This window comes from Streptomyces sp. NPDC002785 (assembly GCF_040295565.1).
Classification (GTDB): Bacteria; Actinomycetota; Actinomycetes; order Streptomycetales; family Streptomycetaceae; genus Streptomyces.
The window spans coordinates 14,941-36,136 of the sequence record NZ_JBEOVN010000058.1 but is presented as its reverse complement, the minus strand read 5'-3'; the positions used below and the strand labels follow the sequence as shown (position 1 = coordinate 36,136).

Below are 21,196 nucleotides of genomic sequence, written 5' to 3'. Positions count from 1 at the left end.
CGCGGCCCCAGGCCCAGGACCTGGGGCCGCTTTTCGCCCGACCCGGCTCGGACCGGCCGGATCTGAGACGCTGGGCCCCATGTTGCCGACCCGCCCCGACCCCCAGACCGGGAGCGCGCCCGCCCCGCCGGTCGCCGGGCGACCGGATTCCCTCCGTCTCTCCCTTCGCGTGTTCCTCCTGGTGTGCGGCCTGTCGACCCTCGTCTTCACACTGATCACCTGGCAGGTGGTCACCGACGGCCCTCTCCTGGGCGTGGACGAACGGGCCAGCCATGCGCTGGTCCATCCGGACCGGATGTCCGAGTTGCTCTCCGACCTGGGTAATGGTCAGGTCGCTGTGCCGTTGCTGGCGCTGGTCGCGGTGTACGTCGCCTGGCGAGGCCGTACCACCGGGATGGGCCGCTGGGGGCTACCGCCTATCGCCGCGACCGTACTCATGGCCCTGGTGCCGGCGATCATCGTGCCCCTGAAGGAGTGGACCGCCCGCCACGGCACCCCGGTCGTGCCGCCGGGGGGCGGCTACTACCCCTCCGGGCACACGGCCACCGCCGCCATCGCGTACGGCTCCGCGGCCCTGCTCCTCCTGCCCTGGCTCCGCTCGGCCCGCGCCCGCCTCACACTCCTCGCCACCTGTGCCGCCCTCGTCCTCGGCGTCTCCTTCGGGCTGGTCCGACGGGGCTACCACTGGCCGCTGGACGTGGTGGCCAGCTGGTGTCTGTGCACCGTGCTGCTCTCGTCCCTGTGGCTCGTACTGAACCGCGGCAGCCGCCGCCGAAGGCCGACGCGTCCGAACGCCCGGCTGCGAGCGGGAGCGCAATCCCCTGAGGATTTCGGGGCCACCAGTTGACAGTGACCTGGGTCAGGGCCGACCGCTCCGGCTCGCACTCCGCTCAGCTGTCGAAGCCGAGCCCCAGCCGGTCCATCGTCCGCAGCCACAGATTGCGGTGCCCGCCATTGCTGTCCGCCCTGGCCAGGGACCGCTTGGTGAGTTCGATCCCGGCCCAGGCGAAGGGCTCCGGCGGGAACGGCATCGGCTTGGTGCGGACCATTTCCAGAGCGGTCCGTTCATTCTGTTCGCCCGCCAGCAGATCGAGCATCACATCGGCCCCGAAACGGGTGGCTCCGACACCGAGTCCGGTATATCCGGTGGCGTAGGCGACCCTGCCCTGATGGGCCGTGCCGAAGAATGCGGAAAAGCGGGAACAGGTGTCGATCGCCCCGCCCCAGGCATGGCTGAAACGGACCCCGGCCAACTGCGGGAAACAGTCGAAGAACTGGCCCGCGAGCTTGAGGAAGGTCTCCGGCCGCTGATCGAGATCGGCGCTCAGCCGGCCCCCGTACGGATAGATCGCGTCATAGCCGCCCCACAGAATCCGGTTGTCGGCCGACATCCGGAAGTAGTGGAACTGATTGGCGCTGTCGCCCAGCCCCTGCCGGTTCTTCCAGCCGATCGAGGCCAGCTGGTCCGCGCTGAGCGGTTCGGTCATCAGCGCGTAGTCGTAGACGGGCACGGTGTACGGGCGCACCCGCTTGACCAACGACGGGAAGATGTTCGTACCGAGTGCGACCCGGCGCGCGAAGACCCTCCCGTACGGTGTACGGACCGCCATTCCGGTCGTGGACCTGGCCAGTTCGAGACCCCGGGTGTGCTCGTACATCCGTACCCCGAGGTCCAGGCAGGCCCGCTTCAGGCCCCAGGCCAGCTTGGCGGGGTGCAGCATGGCGACCCCGCGCCGGTCCCAGAGCCCGCCCAGGAATGTCGGTGAGTCGACTTCGGCGCGCACCGCGTCCTGGTCCAGGAATTCCACCCCGGTGAAACCGAGCTTTTCGGCTTCCTGGTGCCATTCGTGGAGCTCTTCGAGCTGGTGGGGCTCGGTGGCGACATCGATTTCGCCGGTGCGCTCGAATTCGCAGTCGATGGAGTAGCGGGCGACGGCCGCCTCGATGGCGTCGAGGTTCCGCTCGCCGAGCGCCTCCAGCTTATGGATTTCGTTCGGCCAGCGCTCCAGACCGTTGGGCAGGCCATGGGTGAGGGAGGCGTCGCAGAATCCGCCGTTGCGGCCCGAGGCGGCCCAGCCCACCTCGTGCCCCTCGATCAGTACGACATCGCGCTCCGGGTCGCGTTCCTTGGCGATCAGCGCGGTCCACAGACCGCTGTAGCCGCCGCCGATGACGAGCAGATCGCAGTGCTCGTCACCGGTGAGCGCGGGCAGCGCGTCGGGCCTGCCGGGGTCGTCGAGCCAGAACGCGACCGGCTTGGCGTCGGAGAGTGATTGTGCAGCAGTACGCATGGCATCTGGGGCCATGGTTTCCAACTCCTTCGGGGCTTTCTATCGTGCGCTGTTCTTCCGCCGGTTCGCGATCAGCTGGCCGACGGCAACCACCGTGACGGCAATGATGAACATCGCCGTGCCGATGACGTTGATCTGCACGGGCGTGCCACGCTGTGCCGATCCCCAGACGAACATGGGGAAGGTCACGGTGGAGCCCGCGTTGAAATTGGTGATGATGAAATCGTCGAAGGAGAGCGCGAAGGCGAGCAGCGCTCCTGCCGCGATTCCAGGGGCCGCGATCGGCAGCGTCACCCTCACGAAGGTCTGCACGGGGCCCGCATACAGATCGCGGGCCGCCTCCTCCAGCCTCGGGTCCATCGACATCACGCGTGCCTTGACGGCCGTCACGACGAAGCTCAGGCAGAACATGATGTGCGCGATGAGGATCGTCCAAAAGCCCAGCTGGGCGCCCATGTTGAGGAAGAGCGTGAGCAGCGAGGCGGCCATGACGACCTCGGGCATCGCCATCGGCAGGAAGATCAGCGAGTTGATCGCGCCGCGCGCCCGGAAGCGGTAGCGGACCAGCGCGAAGGAGATCATCGTGCCCAGGGCGGTCGCGCCGACGGTGGCCCAGACGGCGATCTGCAGGGACAGCGAGAGCGAGCCGCACATGTCGGCGACGCCGCAGGGGTCCTTCCAGGCATCCAGGGAGAAGCGCTGCCAGGCGTAGTTGAAGCGTCCGTTCGGTTTGTTGAACGAGAACACCATCACGACGACGTTCGGCAGGATCATGTACGCGAGGGTCAGCAGACCCGCGATGACGATCAGATTCCGGCGAATCCAGCGCAGTACGGGCATCAGACCAGGTCCTCCGTCCCGGAGCGGCGGATGTAGACGGTGACCATGATCAGGACGACCGCCATGAAGATGAAGGAGAGCGCGGCCGCCGTCGGATAGTCGAGGACGCGCAGGAACTGGGTCTGGATGACGCTGCCGACCATCTTGGTGTCGGTGGAGCCCAGCAGTTCGGCGTTGACGTAGTCACCACTGGCCGGGATGAAGGTCAGCAGCGTTCCGGAGACGACGCCCGGCGTGGAGAGCGGGAAGGTCACCTTGCGGAAGGTGGTGGCGGGGGTGGCGTACAGATCGCCGGCCGCCTCGTGCAGCCTGCCGTCGATCCGCTCCAGCGAGGTGTAGAGCGGCAGGATCATGAACGGCAGGAAGTTGTACGTGAGACCGCAGACCACGGCCATCGGCGTGGCCAGCACCCGGTTGGACTCCGTCCAGCCGAGCCAGCTGGTGACGTCCAGGATATGCAGCGTGTTCAGTAGGTCGACGACCGCGCCGCCGTCCGCGAGGATCGTCTTCCAGGCGAGCGTACGGATCAGGAAGCTGGTGAAGAACGGTGCGATGACCAGCACCAGGACGACATTGCGCCAGCGACCCGCCTTGAACGCGATGAGGTACGCGAGCGGGTAGCCGAGCAGCAGGCACAGGATCGTGGCGGTGCCCGCGTAGAGCAGCGACCTGATGAACTGCGGGTAGTAGTCCTTCAGCGCGTCCCAGTACGTCTGGAAGTGCCAGGTGACCTCGAATCCCGTCTCCAGGGAGCCGGTCTGCACGGAGGTCGATGCCTGGTAGACCAGCGGCAGCGCGAAGAAGACGACGAGCCACAGGATGCCGGGGAGCAGCAGCCAGTAGGGAACGAGGCGCTTGCGGGTGGAGGCTTTGCGCACGGGGAGTTCGGCGGGGTCCGTGGGTGGCGCGGGCGGCGCTTCGGTGACGGTCACGTCGCGTCCTCCACCGTCTCCACGCCGGCGTCGATGTCCTGGGCCGCGTCGAGGCCGAAGGTGTGCGCGGGGTTCCAGTGCAGGACGACCTCGGCTCCCGAGCTGAGCCGGGTGTCGCGCTCGATGTTCTGCTCATACACCTGAAGTGCCTTGCCGGCCGGGCTCTCCACCACGTACTGCGTGGAGACACCGATGAAGCTGGAGTCGACGATCCGGCCGGTGACCCGGTTGCGGCCGTCGGCTATCGCGTCCGCGTCGTCGGCGTGCGTGAGCGAGATCTTCTCCGGGCGTACACCGAGCAGCAGCTTGCCGCCGCGGGCGGTGGGGGCCTGGCACCGTCCGGCGGGCAGCCGCAGCGTCATGCCGCCCGCACCGACCAGAATGTCCTCGCCGGACTCGGTGATCTCGCCCTCGATGAGGTTCGAGGTGCCGAGGAAATTGGCGACGAACGTCGTCTTCGGGTTCTCGTACAGATCGGCGGGGGCGCCCAGCTGTTCGACACGGCCCGCGTTCATCACCGCGACGGTGTCGGCCATGGTCATGGCCTCCTCCTGGTCGTGAGTGACATGGATGAACGTGATCCCGACCTCGACCTGGATGCGCTTGAGCTCCAGCTGCATCTGGCGGCGCAGCTTGAGGTCGAGGGCGCCGAGCGGCTCGTCGAGCAGGAGCACCTGCGGGTGGTTGATCAGGGCGCGGGCGACGGCGACGCGCTGCTGCTGGCCGCCGGAGAGCTGGTGCGGCTTGCGCTTGGCGAAGTCGCCGAGCTGGACGAGCTCCAGCATCTCGTCGACCTGCTTCTTCACCGACTTGATGCCGCGCCGGCGCAGACCGAAGGCGACGTTCTCGCTGATGTCGAGATGCGGGAAGAGCGCATAGCTCTGGAAGACCGTGTTGACGGGCCGCTTGTACGGGGGCAGGTCGGTGATGTCGCGGCCGCCGAGCGAGATGGTGCCGGTGGTCGCCTCCTCCAGGCCCGCGATCATCCGCAGGGTGGTGGTCTTGCCGCAGCCGGACGCGCCGAGCAGCGCGAAGAAGGAGCCCTGCGGGACGGTCAGATCGAGCGGCTGAACGGCTTTGAAGGAGCCGTACGCCTTGCTGATCCCGGTGAGGCGGACGTCGCCGCCTGTCTGCTGCTGTGTCATGGGTCGCAGTCCCAGTGGTGTCAGGGGAGGTCGGGGAGGGGAAACGCAGAAGGGGAGAGTGGGGCCGCGGTCAGGCGCCGATGAGCTTGGCGAACTTCTCTTCGTACGCCGTCTCTTCCTCGGCGCTGAGCGAGCGGAAGGCGCGCGATCTGGACACCATCTCCTTGTCGGGGAGGATCAACGGGTTGTCGGCCATCGACCGGTCGATCTTTGCAAGTTCGTCGCGGACCCCGTCCACCGGGCAGACGAAGTTGATGTACGCGGCGAGCTCGGCGGCGACCGGCGGCTCGTAGTAGTAGTCGATGAGTTTCTCGGCGTTGGACTTGTGCCGGGCCTTCACAGGTACCAGCATGTTGTCGCTGGAAATGACATAACCCGCGGCAGGAATCGCGTACTTGATGTCCGGGTTTCCGGCCTGGAGCTGGACGATGTCGCCGGCCCAGGCGACGCAGGCGGCGATGTCGCCCTTGTCGAGGTCCGCGGTGTAGTCGTTGCCGGTGAAGCGGCGGATCTGCTTCTTGTCGACGCCCTTCTGGATCCGGCCGATCGCGGCGTCGTAGTCGGCGTCCGTGAAGGTGCCGGGGTCCTTGCCCATGTCGAGCAGGGTCATGCCGATGGAGTCGCGCATCTCCGAGAGGAAGCCGACCCGTCCCTTGAGTTTCGGGTCGTCCAGCAGCTGGCTGACGGAGTCGACCTTGCGGCCGCCGGTCGCCTTGGAGTTGTAGGCGATGACGGCGGAGATGCCCGCCCACGGGTACGAGTAGGCGCGGCCGGGGTCCCAGTCCGGGGAGCGGAACTGGGCCGAGAGGTTGGCGTAGGCGTGCGGCAGGTGCGACGGGTCGAGCTTCTGCGCCCAGCCGAGGCGGACCATACGGGCAGCCAGCCAGTCGGTGACGCAGATGATGTCACGGCCGGTGTCCTGGCCGGCCGCGAGCTGCGGCTTTATCTTGCCGAAGAACTCGACGTTGTCGTTGACGTCCTCGGTGTACTTGACCTTGATCCCGGTGCGTTCGGTGAACGCCTCCAGGGTGGGCCGGTGCTTGCCGTCGTCGGTGACGTCCATGTACTCGGTCCAGTTGGAGAAATTGACCTGCTTCTCCGTGGCCGAGTGGTCGTCGGAGGCCGCCGCGGCGTCCCCTTCCCGCTTCGCCGGCGGGATGCCGCAGGCACTCAGCGTGCCGAGACCGCCGATCGCGAGCGCCCCCATACCGGAGGCGCGGAGTAGTGATCGGCGAGTCAGGGCGCCCCGGCCGCTGGTCAGGCTGCGTCGCATCGCGGCCAGTTGGGCCGCGGAGAGACGCTCGGGCTCGTACTGCATGCGCGTTGCCCTCTCGGGTGTGTGTGGCCGGGGGTCGGCCGGGTTATCGGTCCCCGAAGATCGTGCGGTGCCAGTCCTTGCGGACGACCGCCGTGTTGTCGTACATGACGTGTTTGACCTGCGTGTACTCCTCGAAGGAGTACGCCGACATGTCCTTGCCGAAGCCGCTGGCCTTGTATCCGCCGTGCGGCATCTCGCTGATGATCGGAATGTGGTCGTTGACCCAGACGCAGCCCGCCTTGATCTCGCGGGTGGCGCGGTTCGCGCGGTACAGGTCGCGGCTCCAGGCGGAGGCGGCGAGTCCGTACGGGGTGTCGTTGGCGAGCCGGATGCCCTCGTCGTCGGTGTCGAAGGGCAGCACGACCAGGACCGGACCGAAGATCTCCGACTGGACGATCTCACTGTCCTGGGCGGCACCGGCGACCAGGGTCGGCCGGTAGTAGGCACCGGCCGCCAGTTCGCCGCCGGGTGCCTCGCCGCCGGTCACGACGGTGGCGTAGGCGCGGGCCCGCTCCACGAATCCGGCGACCCGGTCCCGCTGGGCGTGGCTGATCAGCGGGCCGAGGTCGGTCGACGGGTCGAAGGGGTCGCCGAGCCGGACGGTTTCCATCAGTTCGGCGACGCCCTGCACGAAGGCGTCGTAGAGCGGGCGCTGGACGTAGGCGCGGGTGGCGGCGGTGCAGTCCTGGCCGGTGTTGATGAGCGATCCGGCGACCGCGCCGTGGACCGCGGCTTCGAGGTCGGCGTCGTCGAAGACCACGAAGGGGGCCTTGCCGCCGAGTTCGAGGTGGAGGCGCTTGACGGTGGAGGTGGCGATCTCCGCGACCCGCTTGCCGACGGCGGTGGAGCCCGTGAAGGAGGTCATGACGACGTCCGGGTGGCCGACGAGATGCTCGCCGGCGTCCTTGCCCGCTCCGGTGACGATGTTGATCACGCCGTCCGGGATGCCCGCCGCGGTGGCCGCCTGGGCGAACATCAGCGAGGTCAGCGGGGTGATCTCGGCGGGCTTCAGCACGATCGTATTGCCGGCGGCGATGGCCGGAAGGACCTTCCAGGCAGCCATCTGGAGCGGGTAGTTCCAGGGCGCGATGGAGCCGACGACGCCGATCGCCTCACGGCGTACGTACGAGGTGTGGTCGCCGTCGTACTCGGCGGCCGACTTGCCCTCCAGGTGGCGGGCGGCGCCCGCGAAGAAGGAGGTGTTGTCCACGGTGCCGGGCACATCGAATTCGGTGGAGAGCTTGATCGGCTTGCCGCACTGGAGCGACTCGACGTACGCGAAGTCGTCGGCCTGCTCGGCGAGGACGGCGGCGAAACGGTGCATCGCCTCGGCCCGCTCGGCCGGTGTCGCACCGGACCAGCCGGGGAACGCCTCGCGTGCCGCGGCGACCGCCGCGTCGACATCGGCGGTGCCCGCCAGTTCGTAGGTGTAGACGGTCTCGCCCGTTGCCGGGTTCACCACCTCGTGGTGACGTCCCGATGTTCCGGACCGCAGCTTTCCGCCGATGTACTGTGCGCCGTCCGCGAAGCGGTCCCGCACCTGGATGCCGTTGCCCATGACGCTCTCCTCCGCCACATTCCCCGGAGTGCGGGAGCGGCGTAGCCTCTGCTCGATTTGAGTGCTGATCCTGGCAGAGGGGATCAAGCCCAACAAGTGATTCCGTTGTTTCCTTTTGGTTACGCAACGGAATCTGTCGACCATGTGTCGCGTCGGTACGGAATTCCCCGTACGGAGTGTCAGTGGCGAATGCCAGACTCGCATGTCATGGAACACATGGACGATCTCCTGGCGCGGACCGATCGCGGCGAGAAGGTGAAGTACCTGCACTTCTGGGGGCATCGCCCGCGGCCCGACGGCCGCATCGGTGCGAGCTGTCTCAGTCAGTGGTGGCCGGCGCCCTTCACGGTCGACGGGGTGACGTATGCGTCTGCCGAGCACTGGATGATGGCCGCCAAGGCGCGGCTTTTCGGGGATGCGGAGGCAGAGGTCCGCGCGGTGTCGGCAAAGAGCCCGGCCCAGGCGAAGAAGGTGGGCCGGCTGGTCCGCGGTTTCGACGAGGCGGTGTGGGAGCGCGAGCGTTACGCGCTGGTGGTGGCCGGCAGCATCCACAAGTTCGGCCACCACCCGGAGCTGCGGGAATTCCTGCTGACCACAGGGGACCGGGTGCTGGTCGAGGCGAGCCCGATGGACCGGGTCTGGGGCATCGGGCTGGCGGCGGACGACCCGCGTGCGGAGAATCCGGCGACCTGGCGGGGGCTGAATCTGCTGGGGTTCGCGCTGATGGACGCGCGGGCGGAGCTACGTGCTCCATGAGGCGGCCGGGATGCCCGATGGCCGGGCGGGCCGGAGTCCGGCCCGCCCGGCCATCGGGTGGGATACGGCGCCGGCACCGCAGGCGTTGCGGCACCGGCGCTCGATGTCGGCTATCGCGTGACGCCGACAACCAGAGACGTGGAGTACGGGTCGTCGTTGTAGGTGTTGTCGTCGAATTCCTCGGCGTGGGTGACGAACAGCCAGATGAAGAAGCTGATGATCGCCACACCGATAACGAGGCCGATGGACCCCAGGATGATCCCGGCGAGCGCCTGACCGCTGTTGGTCGCCTCGCCGCGATTCGCCCGCTTGCGGCCCAGGATGCCGAAGATCAGGGCGAGTGCGCCCAGGATCAGGCTGGGTATCCCGTAGATGCAGAACAGGCAGACGGCCAGGATGCCGAGCACCATGGCTGCCGTACCCAGGCCGTTGGAAGGCGCGGGACCGCCCCAGGGGGCCTGGTTGTAGCCTGCGTACCCCGGGTAGCTGCCGTACTGCGGTGCCGGCGCGGCCGGGTAGCCGTACTGTCCCGCGGCCGGCGGGGCCTGCTGGCCCGGTCCGTTCGGTGCGATCGGCGGCGGCGGTACCTCCCCGGGGCCGATCCCGGAACCGAACCCGGGCCCGAAGCCGTGCACCGGCCCGGTCTGCGCTCCCGCGCCGAACCCCGGTCCCGTGGCCGGCGCGGGGCCGTCCCCCACGCCCGGCATCGAGGTCACCGTCGGCTGATCGTGCACAGCCGGTGGCCGGGGATCGCCGGCCGGCTTCTCCAGCGGCACCCTGCTGTCCGGCGGAGCCCACGGATCGCGCGGCGCGGCCCCGCCCGCGGGCTGCTCTGTGTTGTCTGACATGGGCCTCCCCCATCGTGATCTCTCATGCTACGACCCACCACCGCACGGCAGGCCCCGGCCTACGATGATCCCCGTCCTCTGCCCGGCCGACCGCGCCCGGCACCCGAAGCGCCCCAAGCCCCCGGAGTATCCGATGACCGATCTGCACCCCTTCATCGCAGGGCTGCCCAAGGCGGAACTGCATGTCCACCACGTCGGGTCCGCCTCGCCCCGTATCGTCGCCGAGCTGGCCGCGCACCACCCCGACTCCAAGGTCCCCACCGCCCCCGAGGCGCTGGCCGACTACTTCACGTTCACGGACTTCGGGCACTTCGTCGACGTGTATCTCTCCGTCGTGGACCTGATCCGCACCCCGGAGGACGTCCGGCTGCTGACCTTCGAGGTCGCCCGTGACATGGCCCGGCAGAACATCCGTTACGCCGAGCTGACCGTCACCCCGTTCAGCTCGACCCGGCGCGGCATCCCGGAGCAGGGGTTCATGGAGGCGATAGAGGACGCCCGCAAGGCCGCCGAGGCCGAGCTCGGGACCGTCCTGCGCTGGTGCTTCGACATTCCCGGCGAGGCCGGGCTCGAAGCGGCCGAGGAGACCACCCGGCTCGCCGTGGACCTGCGGCCCGAGGGGCTCGTCTCGTTCGGGCTCGGCGGCCCGGAGATCGGCGTGGAGCGCCCGCAGTTCAAGCCCTACTTCGACCGGGCGATCGCCGAGGGCCTGCACTCCGTGCCGCACGCCGGGGAGACCACCGGGCCACAGACCGTCTGGGACGCACTGACCCATCTGCGCGCCGAGCGCATCGGCCACGGCACCAACTCCGTCCAGGACCCGAAGCTGCTGGCCCACCTCGCCGAGCACCGCATCCCGCTGGAGGTCTGCCCGACCTCGAACATCGCGACCCGCGCGGTGGCCGACATCGAGCAGCACCCGGTCAGGGAGATGGTGCAGGCGGGTGTCCTGGTCACCATCAACAGCGACGACCCGCCGATGTTCGGCACGGACCTCAACAAGGAGTACGGGGTGGCCGCCCGTCTCCTCGGTCTGGACGAGCGGGGTCTCGCGGAGCTGGCGAAGAACGCGGTCGAGGCGTCATACCTCGACGCGGCCGGCAAGCGGACGCTGGCAGCCGAGATCGACACGTACACGACGAACTGGCTGGAGCGCACCGGCCGCTGACCCCGGTGGCCACAATGGCCCCATGGTCACCACTGTCATCGCTGTAGCCCATCGCGGCGATCCGTACCGTGTCCGCGAGAACACGCTGCCATCAATCCGCTCCGCCCTCGAACGGGGGGCGGACGCGGTCGAGATCGATGTGCGGGTCACCCGTGACGGCGTACCGGTCCTGCTGCACGACTCCACGCTGGAGCGGCTGTGGGGCCATGACGTGCGTCTCGACCGGCTGACCCACAAGGAGCTCACCGAGCTGACCGGGGGCGGTGTGCCCACACTGCGCGACGCGCTGCTCGCCGCCGGGGCGCACCGCGTCATGGTCGATCTGCCCGGCTCCACCGATGATTCCGTACGCGAGATCGTCGGTGTGGTGCGCGAGTGCGGGACCGGTGAGCGGGCGTACTACTGCGCGGGCCCCGATGCCATGCTGCGCGTACGTGCCGCCGATCGGAACGCCGAGATCGCCCTGACCTGGACGACCCTCGCACCGCCGCGCGCCGCACTGCTCGACGCGGTGAGGCCGCGGTGGCTGAACTACCGGTTCGGCCTGGTGGACCGGGAGCTGACGGACCGTCTCCACCGGGACGGACTGCTGGTCTCCGCCTGGACGGCCGACACCAAACGCACCATGCGCCGCCTCGTCCGGCAGGGGGTCGACTCGATCACCACCAACCGGGTCGACGCCCTGCAGAAAGTCCTCACCAACTCCTCGGCCACCGGCTCTTCTTAATCGGTCCGACATCATGGACAGCGCCGCATCCGCCGTGATGCCAGGCCGGGAGCCAGAGGAGCAGAGACGTGACCGAAGCCCGCACCACCCCTCTCAACGAGCGCATCCGTTCCGACATCGCCCACAACGCGCGGGTCTGGAACTACTGGCTCGGCGGCAAGGACAACTACCCCGTGGACCGCGCGGTCGGCGACCAGGTCACCGGCATGTATCCGAGCATCGGCGAAGTGGCGCGCGCCGACCGGGCGTTCCTGGGGCGGGCCGTCCGGTATCTGGCCGGTGACGCGGGGATCGGCCAGTTCCTCGACATAGGCACCGGCCTGCCGACCGCCGACAACACGCACGAGGTCGCCCAGCACACCGCCCCCGACTCCCGCGTCGTGTACGTCGACAACGACCCGATCGTGCTGGCGCACGCCCGCGCACTGCTCACCAGCTCACCGGAGGGCGCGACCGAGTACATCGACGCCGACGCCCACCACCCGGAACAGATCCTGCGGGCCGTCGAACCGACGCTGGACCTGAAGAAGCCGGTCGCGGTCATGCTGCTCGGCATCCTCAACTTCGTCCTCGACACGGACGAGGCACAGCGCATCGTCCGGACGCTGATGGACGCGATGCCGTCCGGCAGCCATCTGGTGCTCACCCACCCCACACTGGAGCTGGGCGGCGAGGGCAACGAGGCGGCGATGCGGTTCTGGAACGAGAACGCCACCCCGCCGATCACCGCGCGCAGCCGCGCCGAGTTCGCAGCGTTCTTGAGCGGGCTCGACCTCGTCGATCCGGGCATCGTCTCGTGCGCGCGCTGGCGCGCCGCCCCGGGCTCCGGCGCGGCCGAGGTCGCCCAGTTCGGCGCAGTGGCGCGGAAGCGCTGACAACGCCGCCCGATGCGGATACGGGACATCGGGACGAGGGTGCTCGGGGCCGGCCCCCGCGCCGTCGACCTCCTCATCGCTCTGCTGGTACAGGCGGCCATGACCATGCCGTTCGTCGTGCCGCGCGCCCCGGAGCTGCCCGACGCCACATGGACGGCGTACGGGCTGACGACCGTGATGGTGCTGCCGCTGGTCGCCCGCCGCCGGGCGCCGGTCGCGGTCCTCGTCGCCGTGCTCGCGGCCGGCGGTCTGTACAAGTTCACGGTCGACGGCCCGGGCCAGCCGCTTCCGTACACCGGCCTCGTGGCCTTCTACACGGTGGCCGAGCTCTCCTCGCCGCCGAAGCGGACCGGGATCGCCGTGCTCACGACGCTGGCGGTGCTGTGCTCGGTCGGGCTCGACAGCAACGACATCAGGGAACTGCTCTTCTCCCTCTTCGTGTTCGCCGCGGCCTACGCCTTCGGCCGGCTCGCCGTGACGCGCAAGGCCTATCTGCGTGTGGTGGAGGACCGGGCCCGTCAGCTGGAGCTGACGCACCGCATCGAGGCCGAGCAGGCCGCGGCGCGCGAACGGGCCCGGATCGCCCGGGAGATGCACGACATCCTGTCCCACGCGGTGAGCCTGATGATCGTGCAGGCGGAGGCCGGACCGGTGGCGGTGCGCACGGCACCGGAGCGCGCCGAGGCGGCGTTCGACGCGATCTCGGAGACGGGGCGGGACGCCATGGTGCAGCTGCGCCGGATGCTCGGCGTGCTGCGCGAGAACGAGAGCTTGCCGGGCGCGCCGCGCGAGCCTCAGCCCGTAGTGGACGAACTGCCCGGACTGGTCGAGCGGGTACGCGGCAGCGGTCTGGAGATCTCGTACGAGGTCACGGGCCCGGCCCGCCCGCTCGGCCTGGCTGTCGAGGCCACCGTCTACCGGATCGTGCAGGAGGCTCTGACGAACGTGGTCAAACATGCCGCCGCCGACACGGTCTCCGTTCAACTGGATTACGGTACGAGGGCGTTGATCATCACGGTCACCGATGACGGGTGCGGTTCCGCGGGCGGCGTCGGCATGGGTCTGATCGGCATCGGGGAACGCGCCGCCGCACACGGCGGCACGGCCGACACCGGCCCGGGCCCGGGCGGCCGGGGGTTCCGGGTCCGGGTGACGATCCCGCAGACGCAGACGCGGACGCAGCCCCAGACACAGACAGGAGTGGGAAGTTGACGATCCACGTGGTGGTGGCCGACGACCAGGAGCTGGTGCGCAGCGGCTTCGCGATGATCCTGGACGCTCAGCCGGACATCGAGGTGGTGGCCGAGGCGGGCGACGGGGCCGCGGCGGTCGACGCGGTGCGGCGGCTGGGCCCCGAGGTGGCGCTGCTCGACATCCGGATGCCCGGCACGGACGGCATCGAGGCCTGCCGCACCATCAACGCCGAGACCGGCTGCCGGACGGTCATGCTGACCACGTTCGACTCCGACGAGTACGTCTACGAGGCGCTGCACGCGGGCGCGAGCGGTTTCCTGCTCAAGGACGTACGCCGCGACGACCTGGTGCACGCGGTACGGGTGGTGGCGGCCGGGGACTCGCTGCTGGCGCCGTCGGTGGCGCGGCGGCTGATCGAGGAGTACACCTCGCGCCCGGCCGCCTCGGCTGTGGGACCGTCGGCGCGCCTGGACGTACTGACCGCCCGGGAGCACGAGACGCTGCTGCATCTGGCCCGCGGGCTGTCGAACGCGGAGATCGCGGCCGCGCTGGTCGTCAGCGAGCACACGGTGAAGACCCATGTCGGCAACGTGCTGTCCAAGCTGGGTCTGCGCGACCGGATCCAGGCGGTGATCTGTGCGTACGAATGCGGTGTCGTGACTCCCTCTCCGGAGGGACAAGCGCCCCCGTCTCCCCCGCACAGGTGAGAGGAGCTCACGCCGAGGACCGCTCGGCCGGGTGATCCGCCGGGGCCTGCGGATCAACAGGATGGAGTCCAGCAGCAGTTACGGATCCCACGCCCAGGAGGCACCTGACATGAACGCCCGCGCCACCCGTACTGTCGTCGCCACCGCCCTGGTCCTCGGCATCGCCACCGGTCCGGCCGGACCGGCGCTCGCGGCGGCCCGCGCTCCGGTGGCCGCCGTCACGCCCATCCAGGAGGCGCCGGACGCCAAGGCCCTGGACGCGAAGGCCCTGCGCGCCGCGATCGCCGGGCTGCCGAAGGCCGACGCCACAGCCGCACTCGTACGGGTCGCGGGCACCGACGGCAACTGGTGGGGCAGTTCCGGTGTCCACGACCTGGAGTCCAACCGTCCGGCGGACCGGGACGCCCGCTTCCGGGCCGGTTCGGTCACCAAGGTCTTCACTGCCGCCGTCGTGCTCCAGTTGGCAGGCGAGGGGAAGCTCGACCTGAACCGCGCGGCCCGGCACTATCTGCCGGAGCTGATCCCTGCGACGTACCGGAAGATCACGGTGCGCCAGCTGCTGAACCACACCAGCGGCATCCCGTCTGTCGGCTCCGGCGGCGACACCCTGGACGAGTGGTATGCACACCGCTTCGACCTGCACGGCGCGGCGGACACGGTACGCGAAGCCACGTCCCACGAGCCGGACTTCGCGCCCGGTACGCAGCAGCACTACGCCAACATCGGCTACACCGTGGCTGGCCTGCTGATCGAGAAGGTCACCGGCCACACCTACGCGGCGGAGGTCTCCCGCCGCATCCTGAAGCCTCTGCACCTGAAGGACACGTACTTCCCCGGCACCGACCCGACGATCCGCGGCCCGTACAACCACGGCTACCAGATCTTCACCGGGACCGACGGGACCGGCGAACTGCGCGATGTGTCGGTGTGGGGGGCGACGGACGCCTGGGCGGCGGGTGACCTGATCTCCACCACCGCCGACCTGGAGCACTTCACCCGGGCGCTGTTCCGCGGGCAGGTGGTGCGCGGTCCGCTGCTGGAGGAGATGTTCACGCTGCCCGGCGCGTCGGTGCGCGAGTACGGCACGGGCGGCCCTGCCGCGTACAGCGTGGGTCTGTCGGTGATGAAGCTGGGCGGGCGCGAGGTCTGGGGCAAGACGGGTGGCCGCTGGGGCTACAACACGGCCATCGCGGCCACCCGTGATCTCTCCCGGACCCTCGTCTACAGCGTCAACGCGACGGACGCGAAGGGTGAGGGCATGAATCCCACGGCCATGAACATCGTGGTGGCCGCCTTCGGCGCCCCGTCGTCCGGCTGACTCAGACCACCGGCGCGGCCGTCGGGGCGGGCACCGGCTGCGGTGTCCGCTCCATGGCCTCCAGCCGCTTGATCTTGCGGTGGACGACCAGCAGCGGGATCACCCCGAAGACGCCGAACGACATGTCGACGACCGACCACCAGAAGGGAATGTCGCGGATCGGTCCACAGATCAGCGCGAGCGGGATGATCCCGGCGCAGGCGATCATGCCGAACTCGATGACCCAGATGTTGCGGACCGGGTCTCGGTAGGGGCCGTAGAAGGCGACTGCGATGACGAGGTGCGCGAAGGCCAGCCAGTCGGTGCCGTACAGCACGAAGGGGTACTTCGCGTCGGCCTCGTCGAGACCGGTGCGGACCCGGGTGATCCACTCCATCAGGGCCGGGAAGTGCTCGGGAACCGGGGAGGCCGAGGACTTCAACAGATCCTCGGCCCAGTGGAGTTCATGGACGAGCGGGAAGGCGGTCAGCCCGCTCAGCACCAGACAGACGATAAAGACGACCAACCACACGCGTATGCGCCTTTGCAGGGCTCTTCGCTCGCTCATGTCCGCAGCGTACGCCCGTGTTTACCGGCGATTTACGCCGCCTGTGACCGGGATTCGTAGTTGGCACGAGCGCGCGATTGACCTGCGCCCTGTCCCTGTCGACCCAGCGCACCTGTCGCCCGGCGAGGCGGACGCCCTGCGCGCGCCCGGGCGCTGCGCGGCCTCGACAGCGTTGCGCTCCAGGTGCGGGAACGGATAGGGCGACTGCTCGCCGGGCACCCGGGACCGGCGTGGGGGTCCGGCCCGTCCAGCGGCTCGTGAAGGGGCACGCCCGCGGCGGCGGCCTACTCCCTGCGCGCGGCGACGAACTGCGTGACGGCTGTGAACACGGCCAGGATCAGGGCGGAGATCAGCAGCATGCCGCCCGTGGGTCCCAGCAGCTTCGTCGCGTCGGGGGTCGTGGCCATCAGGGTGAACAGCTGGTTGACCGGAGGCATGCCCTTGGCGAAGAGGGCTCCCATCACCAGTGCGAGGGCGGCGACCAGTGCGTAACCCTGTCGTTTGAAGACCAGCCGTGAGCACAGCACACCGATGGCGATGCCCACGAGCGCGCAGGCGAGCTGGGCTTCGAGGCCGAGCAGGAGATCGGCCGTGGTGACGACGTAGTTGCCCATCCACAGCGGGAAGATCAGGCCGAAGACCATCAGGACCAGACAGCTCAGCAGAGCTGTGCCGATCGCCGAGAGGAGGACGGTGAGTGACCGGCCGCCGGAGGTGACGACGACGATCGCCCGCTGCGACGGGTCGTCCAGGCTCATCAGCGCGATGGTCAGCCATGTCGAGCAGACGAACAGCGCGCCGGCGGAGGAGGCGTAGGCGGGGGGCAGCGGGCCGCTGCCGTTGACGGTCAGTACGCCCATCACGCCCATGAACAGGAGCAGTGGGGCGAGGTAGCGCTGCGTGTGCAGCACGGTGGCGAAGGTGTAGCGGATGAGCGCGATCACCGCAGGTCTCCGTTCGTCGCGGCGTCCGGCGTACGGTCGTGGTCCATGACCGTCCCTGTCACCCGCTCGACGGACCAGCCGTGCTGGAGCGCGGTGATCAGCAGGGCGTCGGTGGACTCGCGGGCCACTCTCACCCTGATTCCGGACGCCTGCCGGCTCACCGCCAGCACACCGTCCAGTTCCTCCCATTTGGGGTCCTGCGGCACACGGCCGTCCTGGCGCGTGGTCAGGACGACGTCGGACGAGAGCCGGTACTCGGTGGCCCAGGGCTCCGGCCCCCGCAACGCCACGTGGCCCTTGCTGACCAGGTAGGTCCGGGTGGCCCGGGCCCTGGTCACCGACTCGCGGTGGTCGGTGAAGACGACCGTGCCCCCGGAGCCGGCGACCTCGGTCGTGATCTCGGCCAGCACGCCGTGGGCGTCCGCGTCCAGCCCGGACCACGGTTCGTCCAGGACGAGCAGACCGGGTTCGACCAGGAGGGCCTGGGCCAGCGCGACCTTCTGCGAGTTGCCCTTCGACAGGCTCCGCAGGGGGGCCTGTTTGCCGCCCACCAGGGCCAGCCGGTCCAGCAGCTGGTTGGCCCGCGACGAGGCGGCCGAGGTGGACAGTCCGCGAACCCGGCCCATATGCGTCAAGTACGCCACGGCCGACATGCGTTCGTTGGGGGAGAAGCGGTCGGGGACGTAGCCGACGACCGCTGGCCGCGTGGCCACCGTGCCGCGGGTCGGCCGGGACAGGCCCACTGCGATCCGCAGTAGGGTCGACTTTCCCGATCCGTTCCCGCCTGCGAACGCCACGACCTCTCCGGCCGGGGCCTCCACGTCGACGTCTCTCAGGATCCAATCGCCACGGCCATAGCGCTTGCTCACTGCTTGAAGGCGTAACAAGTGAACTCCTTTGTCCGGTACAGCGTCCTCCAAAAGCTTGCAGATTACAGATTGATGCCGGGCATGCGTGAGCCGTTCCCGTCCGTCAGCAGGCGCGATCGCAGCCGGCCGACCGTGTCGTCCATCAGACCGGCCCGGTCCCCGAGGTAGCCCCGTAACGAGCGACCACCCCCGGTACGGCTCACAACCCGACGACGGAGTTCCACTTCTTCGCGAACTCGGTACGCTCCTCGGACGTGATGTCGCGGGCGATCGCCAGCCGCTTGCGCATCGCTTCGTCGGGGAAGATCAGCGGTTCCTCGGCGAGCGCGGCGGTCTCCTGGTCCTTGGAGGAGGCCAGCACGTCGCGGGCGGCGGGGACGGGGCAGACGTAGTTGACCCAGGTCGCCAGCTCCGCAGCGACCTCGGGCTCGTAGTAGTAGTCGATGAGCTTCTCGGCGTTGCGCTTGTGGCGGGCGAGGTTGGGGATCATGAGGGACTCCGCCCAGAGTTCGGCACCCTCCTCGGGCACCACGAACTCGATCTCCGGGTTGTCGGCCTGGAGCTGGATGACATCGCCGGAGTAGGCCTGGCAGGCCAGCACGTCGCCGGTCGCCAGGTCCTTGATGTAGTCGTTGCCGGTGAAGCGGCGGATGTGCCTCTTCTTCACCAGCTTCTCCACCTGGTCGCACATCTCGTAGAAGTCGTCCCGCTTCCAGCGGGTGACGTCGACGCCGTTGCCCTGCATCAGAAGGGCGAAGGACTCGTCGAGCCCGGACAGCAGCGTCACCCTGCCGCGCAGGTCGTCCTTCCACAGATCGCTCATGTGCTTGATCTCGCGGCCGAGCTTCTTGCGGTTGTACGCGATGCCGGTGATCCCGGACTGCCAGGGGACGCTGTGCGTCCGGCCCTTGTCGTAGGCGGGCGAACGAAGCTGCGGATCGAGGTACTTGGCTACGTTGGGCTGCTTGGCCCGGTCCATCTCCTGCACCCAGCCGAGCCGTACGAACCGGGCGGCCATCCAGTCGCTGATGACGATCAGGTCCCGGCCGGTCTCCTGGTGGTTCATCAGGGCCGGGCTGATCTTCCCGAAGAACTCGTCATTGTCGTTGATCTCCTCGGTGTACGTGACGGAGATCCCGGTCCGCTTGCTGAACGCGTCGAGGGTGGGCCGCTTCGACGCGTTCTTGTCGTCGGTGTCGATGTAGAGGGGCCAGTTCGCGAAGTGCAGGGTGTGGTCGCTCGCCGAGGTGTCGCGTCCGGCGCGGTCACCGGGCTCCACATAGGCGGCGGGCACTCCGCAGCCGGCCAGCGATACACCGGCCGCTGTGGCCCCGAAGGCGCGCAGCAGGGACCGGCGGGACATGGGGTTCTTCGGGATTGCTCGCACCTGCGAAGGATGCCGGTCGGGCCAGGCGTGGGCAATGGACCAACCGTCCAGCGGTACGCGCTCCGTCCGCACACCCTGTCGATGCCGATGCCGATGCCGGGAACGGAAACGGGAACGGCCCCGGGCTCAGGCCCGGGGCCGTACACCGAAGCTGACGAAGACTCAGTCGTCGAGCGAGGTCATGACGTGCTTGATGCGGGTGTAGTCCTCGAAGCCGTACGCGGAGAGGTCCTTGCCGTAGCCGGATTTCTTGAATCCGCCGTGCGGCATCTCGGCCACGAGCGGAATGTGGGTGTTGATCCACACGCAGCCGAAGTCGAGGTTCCTGGACATCCGCATGGCGCGGGAGTGGTCCTTGGTCCACACCGAGGAGGCCAGGGCGTACTCGACGCCATTGGCGTACGCGACGGCCTGGGTCTCGTCCGTGAACTTCTGCACGGTGATGACCGGGCCGAAGACCTCGTTCTGGATGATCTCGTCGTCCTGCTGGAGGCCGGAGACGACGGTCGGGGCGTAGAAGTAGCCCTTCTCACCGACCCGGTGGCCGCCCGCCTCGACCTTGGCGTGGGCGGGGAGCCGCTCGATGAAGCCGCTGACCTGCTTGAGCTGGTTGGCGTTGTTGAGCGGGCCGTACAGCACGTCCTCGTCGTCCGGCTGCCCCGTCTTGGTGTCGGCGGCGGCCTTGGCGAGGGCGGTGACGAACTCGTCATGGATGGACTCGTGGACCAGGACGCGGGTCGCGGCCGTACAGTCCTGGCCCGCGTTGAAGAAGCCCGCGACGGAGATGCCCTCGACGGCCTTGGCGATGTCGGTGTCCTCGAACACGACGACCGGGGCCTTGCCGCCGAGCTCCAGGTGGACCCGCTTGACGTCCTTGGCGGCGGACTCGGCGACCTGCATGCCGGCCCGCACCGAACCCGTGATGGAGGCCATCGCCGGGGTCGGGTGCTCGACCATCGCGCGGCCGGTGTCGCGGTCGCCGCAGATGACGTTGAAGACTCCCTTGGGGAGGATCTGACCGATGATCTCGGCGATCAGCACGGTCGACGCCGGGGTGGTGTCGGACGGCTTGAGGACGACGGTGTTGCCCGCGGCGAGCGCCGGGGCGAACTTCCAGACGGCCATCATCATCGGGTAGTTCCACGGCGCGACCTGCGCGCAGACGCCGACCGGCTCGCGGCGGATGATGGAGGTGAGGCCCTCCATGTACTCGCCGGCCGAGCGGCCTTCGAGAATCCGCGCTGCGCCCGCGAAGAAGCGGATCTGGTCCACCATCGGCGGGATCTCTTCGGTGCGGGTGAGCGCGATCGGCTTGCCCGTGTTCTCCGACTCGGCGGCGATGAGGTCCTCTGCGCGCTCCTCGAAGGCGTCCGCGATCTTCAGCAGGGCCTTCTGACGCTCGGCGGGCGTGGCGTCGCGCCAGGCGGGGAAAGCGGCCGCGGCGGCTTCCATCGCGGCATCGACATCGGCCTGGCCGGAGAGCGGCGAGGTCGCGTAGACCTCTTCCGTCGCCGGGTTGACCACATCGATGGTCCGCCCGTCAGCGGCGTCCCGGAACTCTCCGTTGATGTAGTTGCGCAGACGGCGCACCTCGGTGGTCACAACCACCCCTCCTGTCGACACGTCCAGTGGATGAGATGACCAGCCTAGTCGCTCAGGTGTCGCTTTCGACATGCCCAACCGCCGTGAACTTCGGATTCAGTGAGATCGAGACCCTCAGACAACGAATTTCATCGATTTGGGGTTGCCAGACCGACGAGTCCCGGTGCACA

Annotated in this window: 20 protein-coding genes; 8 read left to right on the top strand and 12 right to left on the bottom strand. The window is 68.9% G+C overall.

What is annotated here, in order from left to right:
* Window positions 1-79 precede the first annotated feature (79 nt).
* Entirely contained in the window at window positions 80-847 is a 768-nt protein-coding gene (locus tag ABTZ94_RS16550) for a phosphatase PAP2 family protein (RefSeq protein ID WP_351201670.1), read from the top strand.
* Window positions 848-890: 43 nt separating this feature from the next.
* Here ABTZ94_RS16550 and ABTZ94_RS16545 read toward each other — a convergent pair whose 3' ends face one another.
* The 6 genes from ABTZ94_RS16545 to ABTZ94_RS16520 all read right to left on the bottom strand — a co-directional run bounded on the left by ABTZ94_RS16545 (window position 891) and on the right by ABTZ94_RS16520 (window position 8,084).
* Window positions 891-2,306, bottom strand: coding sequence for an NAD(P)/FAD-dependent oxidoreductase (locus ABTZ94_RS16545; protein ID WP_351201668.1), 1,416 nt, complete (start codon window positions 2,304-2,306; stop codon window positions 891-893).
* Between the two features lie 24 nt (window positions 2,307-2,330).
* Window positions 2,331-3,131, bottom strand: a complete 801-nt coding sequence (locus ABTZ94_RS16540; protein WP_351201666.1) for an ABC transporter permease — start codon at window positions 3,129-3,131, stop codon at window positions 2,331-2,333.
* The gene (locus ABTZ94_RS16535) at window positions 3,131-4,063 is read right to left on the bottom strand and encodes an ABC transporter permease (RefSeq protein ID WP_351201664.1); all 933 of its coding nucleotides are present in this window, start codon (window positions 4,061-4,063) and stop codon (window positions 3,131-3,133) included. Before ABTZ94_RS16535 ends, ABTZ94_RS16540 begins: the two co-directional genes overlap by 1 nt.
* A complete protein-coding gene (locus tag ABTZ94_RS16530) occupies window positions 4,060-5,208 on the bottom strand; it encodes an ABC transporter ATP-binding protein (protein ID WP_351201662.1) in 1,149 nt (382 codons plus the stop codon). The genes ABTZ94_RS16535 and ABTZ94_RS16530 overlap by 4 nt, the downstream gene beginning before the upstream one ends.
* 70 nt (window positions 5,209-5,278) lie before the next feature.
* Complete coding sequence (locus ABTZ94_RS16525; protein WP_351201660.1) at window positions 5,279-6,526, bottom strand: ABC transporter substrate-binding protein; 1,248 nt, start codon at window positions 6,524-6,526, stop codon at window positions 5,279-5,281.
* Window positions 6,527-6,569: 43 nt separating this feature from the next.
* Window positions 6,570-8,084, bottom strand: a complete 1,515-nt coding sequence (locus tag ABTZ94_RS16520; RefSeq protein ID WP_351201658.1) for a gamma-aminobutyraldehyde dehydrogenase — start codon at window positions 8,082-8,084, stop codon at window positions 6,570-6,572.
* Window positions 8,085-8,300: 216 nt separating this feature from the next.
* On the opposite strand from ABTZ94_RS16520, the gene ybiA reads away from it, so the two are divergent.
* Window positions 8,301-8,840, top strand: a complete 540-nt coding sequence (gene ybiA, locus ABTZ94_RS16515; RefSeq protein WP_502967258.1) for a riboflavin biosynthesis intermediates N-glycosidase — start codon at window positions 8,301-8,303, stop codon at window positions 8,838-8,840.
* A gap of 110 nt (window positions 8,841-8,950) precedes the next feature.
* On the opposite strand, the gene ABTZ94_RS16510 is transcribed toward ybiA, so the two are convergent.
* On the bottom strand, window positions 8,951-9,688 hold the full coding sequence (locus tag ABTZ94_RS16510) for a DUF4190 domain-containing protein (RefSeq protein WP_351201654.1): 738 nt from the start codon (window positions 9,686-9,688) through the stop codon (window positions 8,951-8,953).
* A 133-nt stretch (window positions 9,689-9,821) separates the two neighbouring features.
* Here ABTZ94_RS16510 and ABTZ94_RS16505 point away from each other — a divergent pair, with 133 nt between their 5' ends.
* The 6 genes from ABTZ94_RS16505 (at window position 9,822) to ABTZ94_RS16480 (ending at window position 15,677) form a co-directional block, all read left to right on the top strand.
* On the top strand, window positions 9,822-10,856 hold the full coding sequence (locus ABTZ94_RS16505; RefSeq protein WP_351201652.1) for an adenosine deaminase: 1,035 nt from the start codon (window positions 9,822-9,824) through the stop codon (window positions 10,854-10,856).
* A gap of 22 nt (window positions 10,857-10,878) precedes the next feature.
* Window positions 10,879-11,583, top strand: a complete 705-nt coding sequence (locus tag ABTZ94_RS16500) for a glycerophosphodiester phosphodiesterase (RefSeq protein WP_351201650.1) — start codon at window positions 10,879-10,881, stop codon at window positions 11,581-11,583.
* Window positions 11,584-11,651: 68 nt separating this feature from the next.
* Window positions 11,652-12,458 carry an SAM-dependent methyltransferase gene (locus ABTZ94_RS16495; protein ID WP_351201648.1) on the top strand — a complete coding sequence of 269 codons (807 nt, stop codon included), beginning with the start codon at window positions 11,652-11,654 and terminating at the stop codon, window positions 12,456-12,458.
* Between the two features lie 12 nt (window positions 12,459-12,470).
* Complete coding sequence (locus ABTZ94_RS16490; protein ID WP_351201646.1) at window positions 12,471-13,670, top strand: sensor histidine kinase; 1,200 nt, start codon at window positions 12,471-12,473, stop codon at window positions 13,668-13,670.
* Window positions 13,667-14,359 (top strand): response regulator, encoded by a 693-nt coding sequence (locus ABTZ94_RS16485; protein WP_351201644.1) that lies wholly within the window; start codon window positions 13,667-13,669, stop codon window positions 14,357-14,359. The genes ABTZ94_RS16490 and ABTZ94_RS16485 overlap by 4 nt, the downstream gene beginning before the upstream one ends.
* A gap of 109 nt (window positions 14,360-14,468) precedes the next feature.
* Window positions 14,469-15,677 (top strand): serine hydrolase domain-containing protein, encoded by a 1,209-nt coding sequence (locus ABTZ94_RS16480; protein WP_351201642.1) that lies wholly within the window; start codon window positions 14,469-14,471, stop codon window positions 15,675-15,677.
* Between the two features lies 1 nt (window position 15,678).
* Here the strand turns inward: ABTZ94_RS16480 and ABTZ94_RS16475 are convergent, their stop codons facing one another.
* From ABTZ94_RS16475 to ABTZ94_RS16455, 5 genes are all read right to left on the bottom strand, one after another.
* A complete protein-coding gene (locus ABTZ94_RS16475) occupies window positions 15,679-16,224 on the bottom strand; it encodes a hypothetical protein (protein ID WP_351201640.1) in 546 nt (181 codons plus the stop codon).
* A gap of 284 nt (window positions 16,225-16,508) precedes the next feature.
* Entirely contained in the window at window positions 16,509-17,168 is a 660-nt protein-coding gene (locus tag ABTZ94_RS16470; RefSeq protein ID WP_351201638.1) for a hypothetical protein, read from the bottom strand.
* Window positions 17,165-18,037 carry an ATP-binding cassette domain-containing protein gene (locus ABTZ94_RS16465; protein WP_351201636.1) on the bottom strand — a complete coding sequence of 291 codons (873 nt, stop codon included), beginning with the start codon at window positions 18,035-18,037 and terminating at the stop codon, window positions 17,165-17,167. The genes ABTZ94_RS16470 and ABTZ94_RS16465 overlap by 4 nt, the downstream gene beginning before the upstream one ends.
* A gap of 199 nt (window positions 18,038-18,236) precedes the next feature.
* Window positions 18,237-19,400 carry an ABC transporter substrate-binding protein gene (locus tag ABTZ94_RS16460; RefSeq protein WP_351201674.1) on the bottom strand — a complete coding sequence of 388 codons (1,164 nt, stop codon included), beginning with the start codon at window positions 19,398-19,400 and terminating at the stop codon, window positions 18,237-18,239.
* 186 nt (window positions 19,401-19,586) lie between these two features.
* Window positions 19,587-21,026, bottom strand: a complete 1,440-nt coding sequence (locus ABTZ94_RS16455; RefSeq protein ID WP_351201634.1) for a gamma-aminobutyraldehyde dehydrogenase — start codon at window positions 21,024-21,026, stop codon at window positions 19,587-19,589.
* Window positions 21,027-21,196 lie beyond the last annotated feature (170 nt).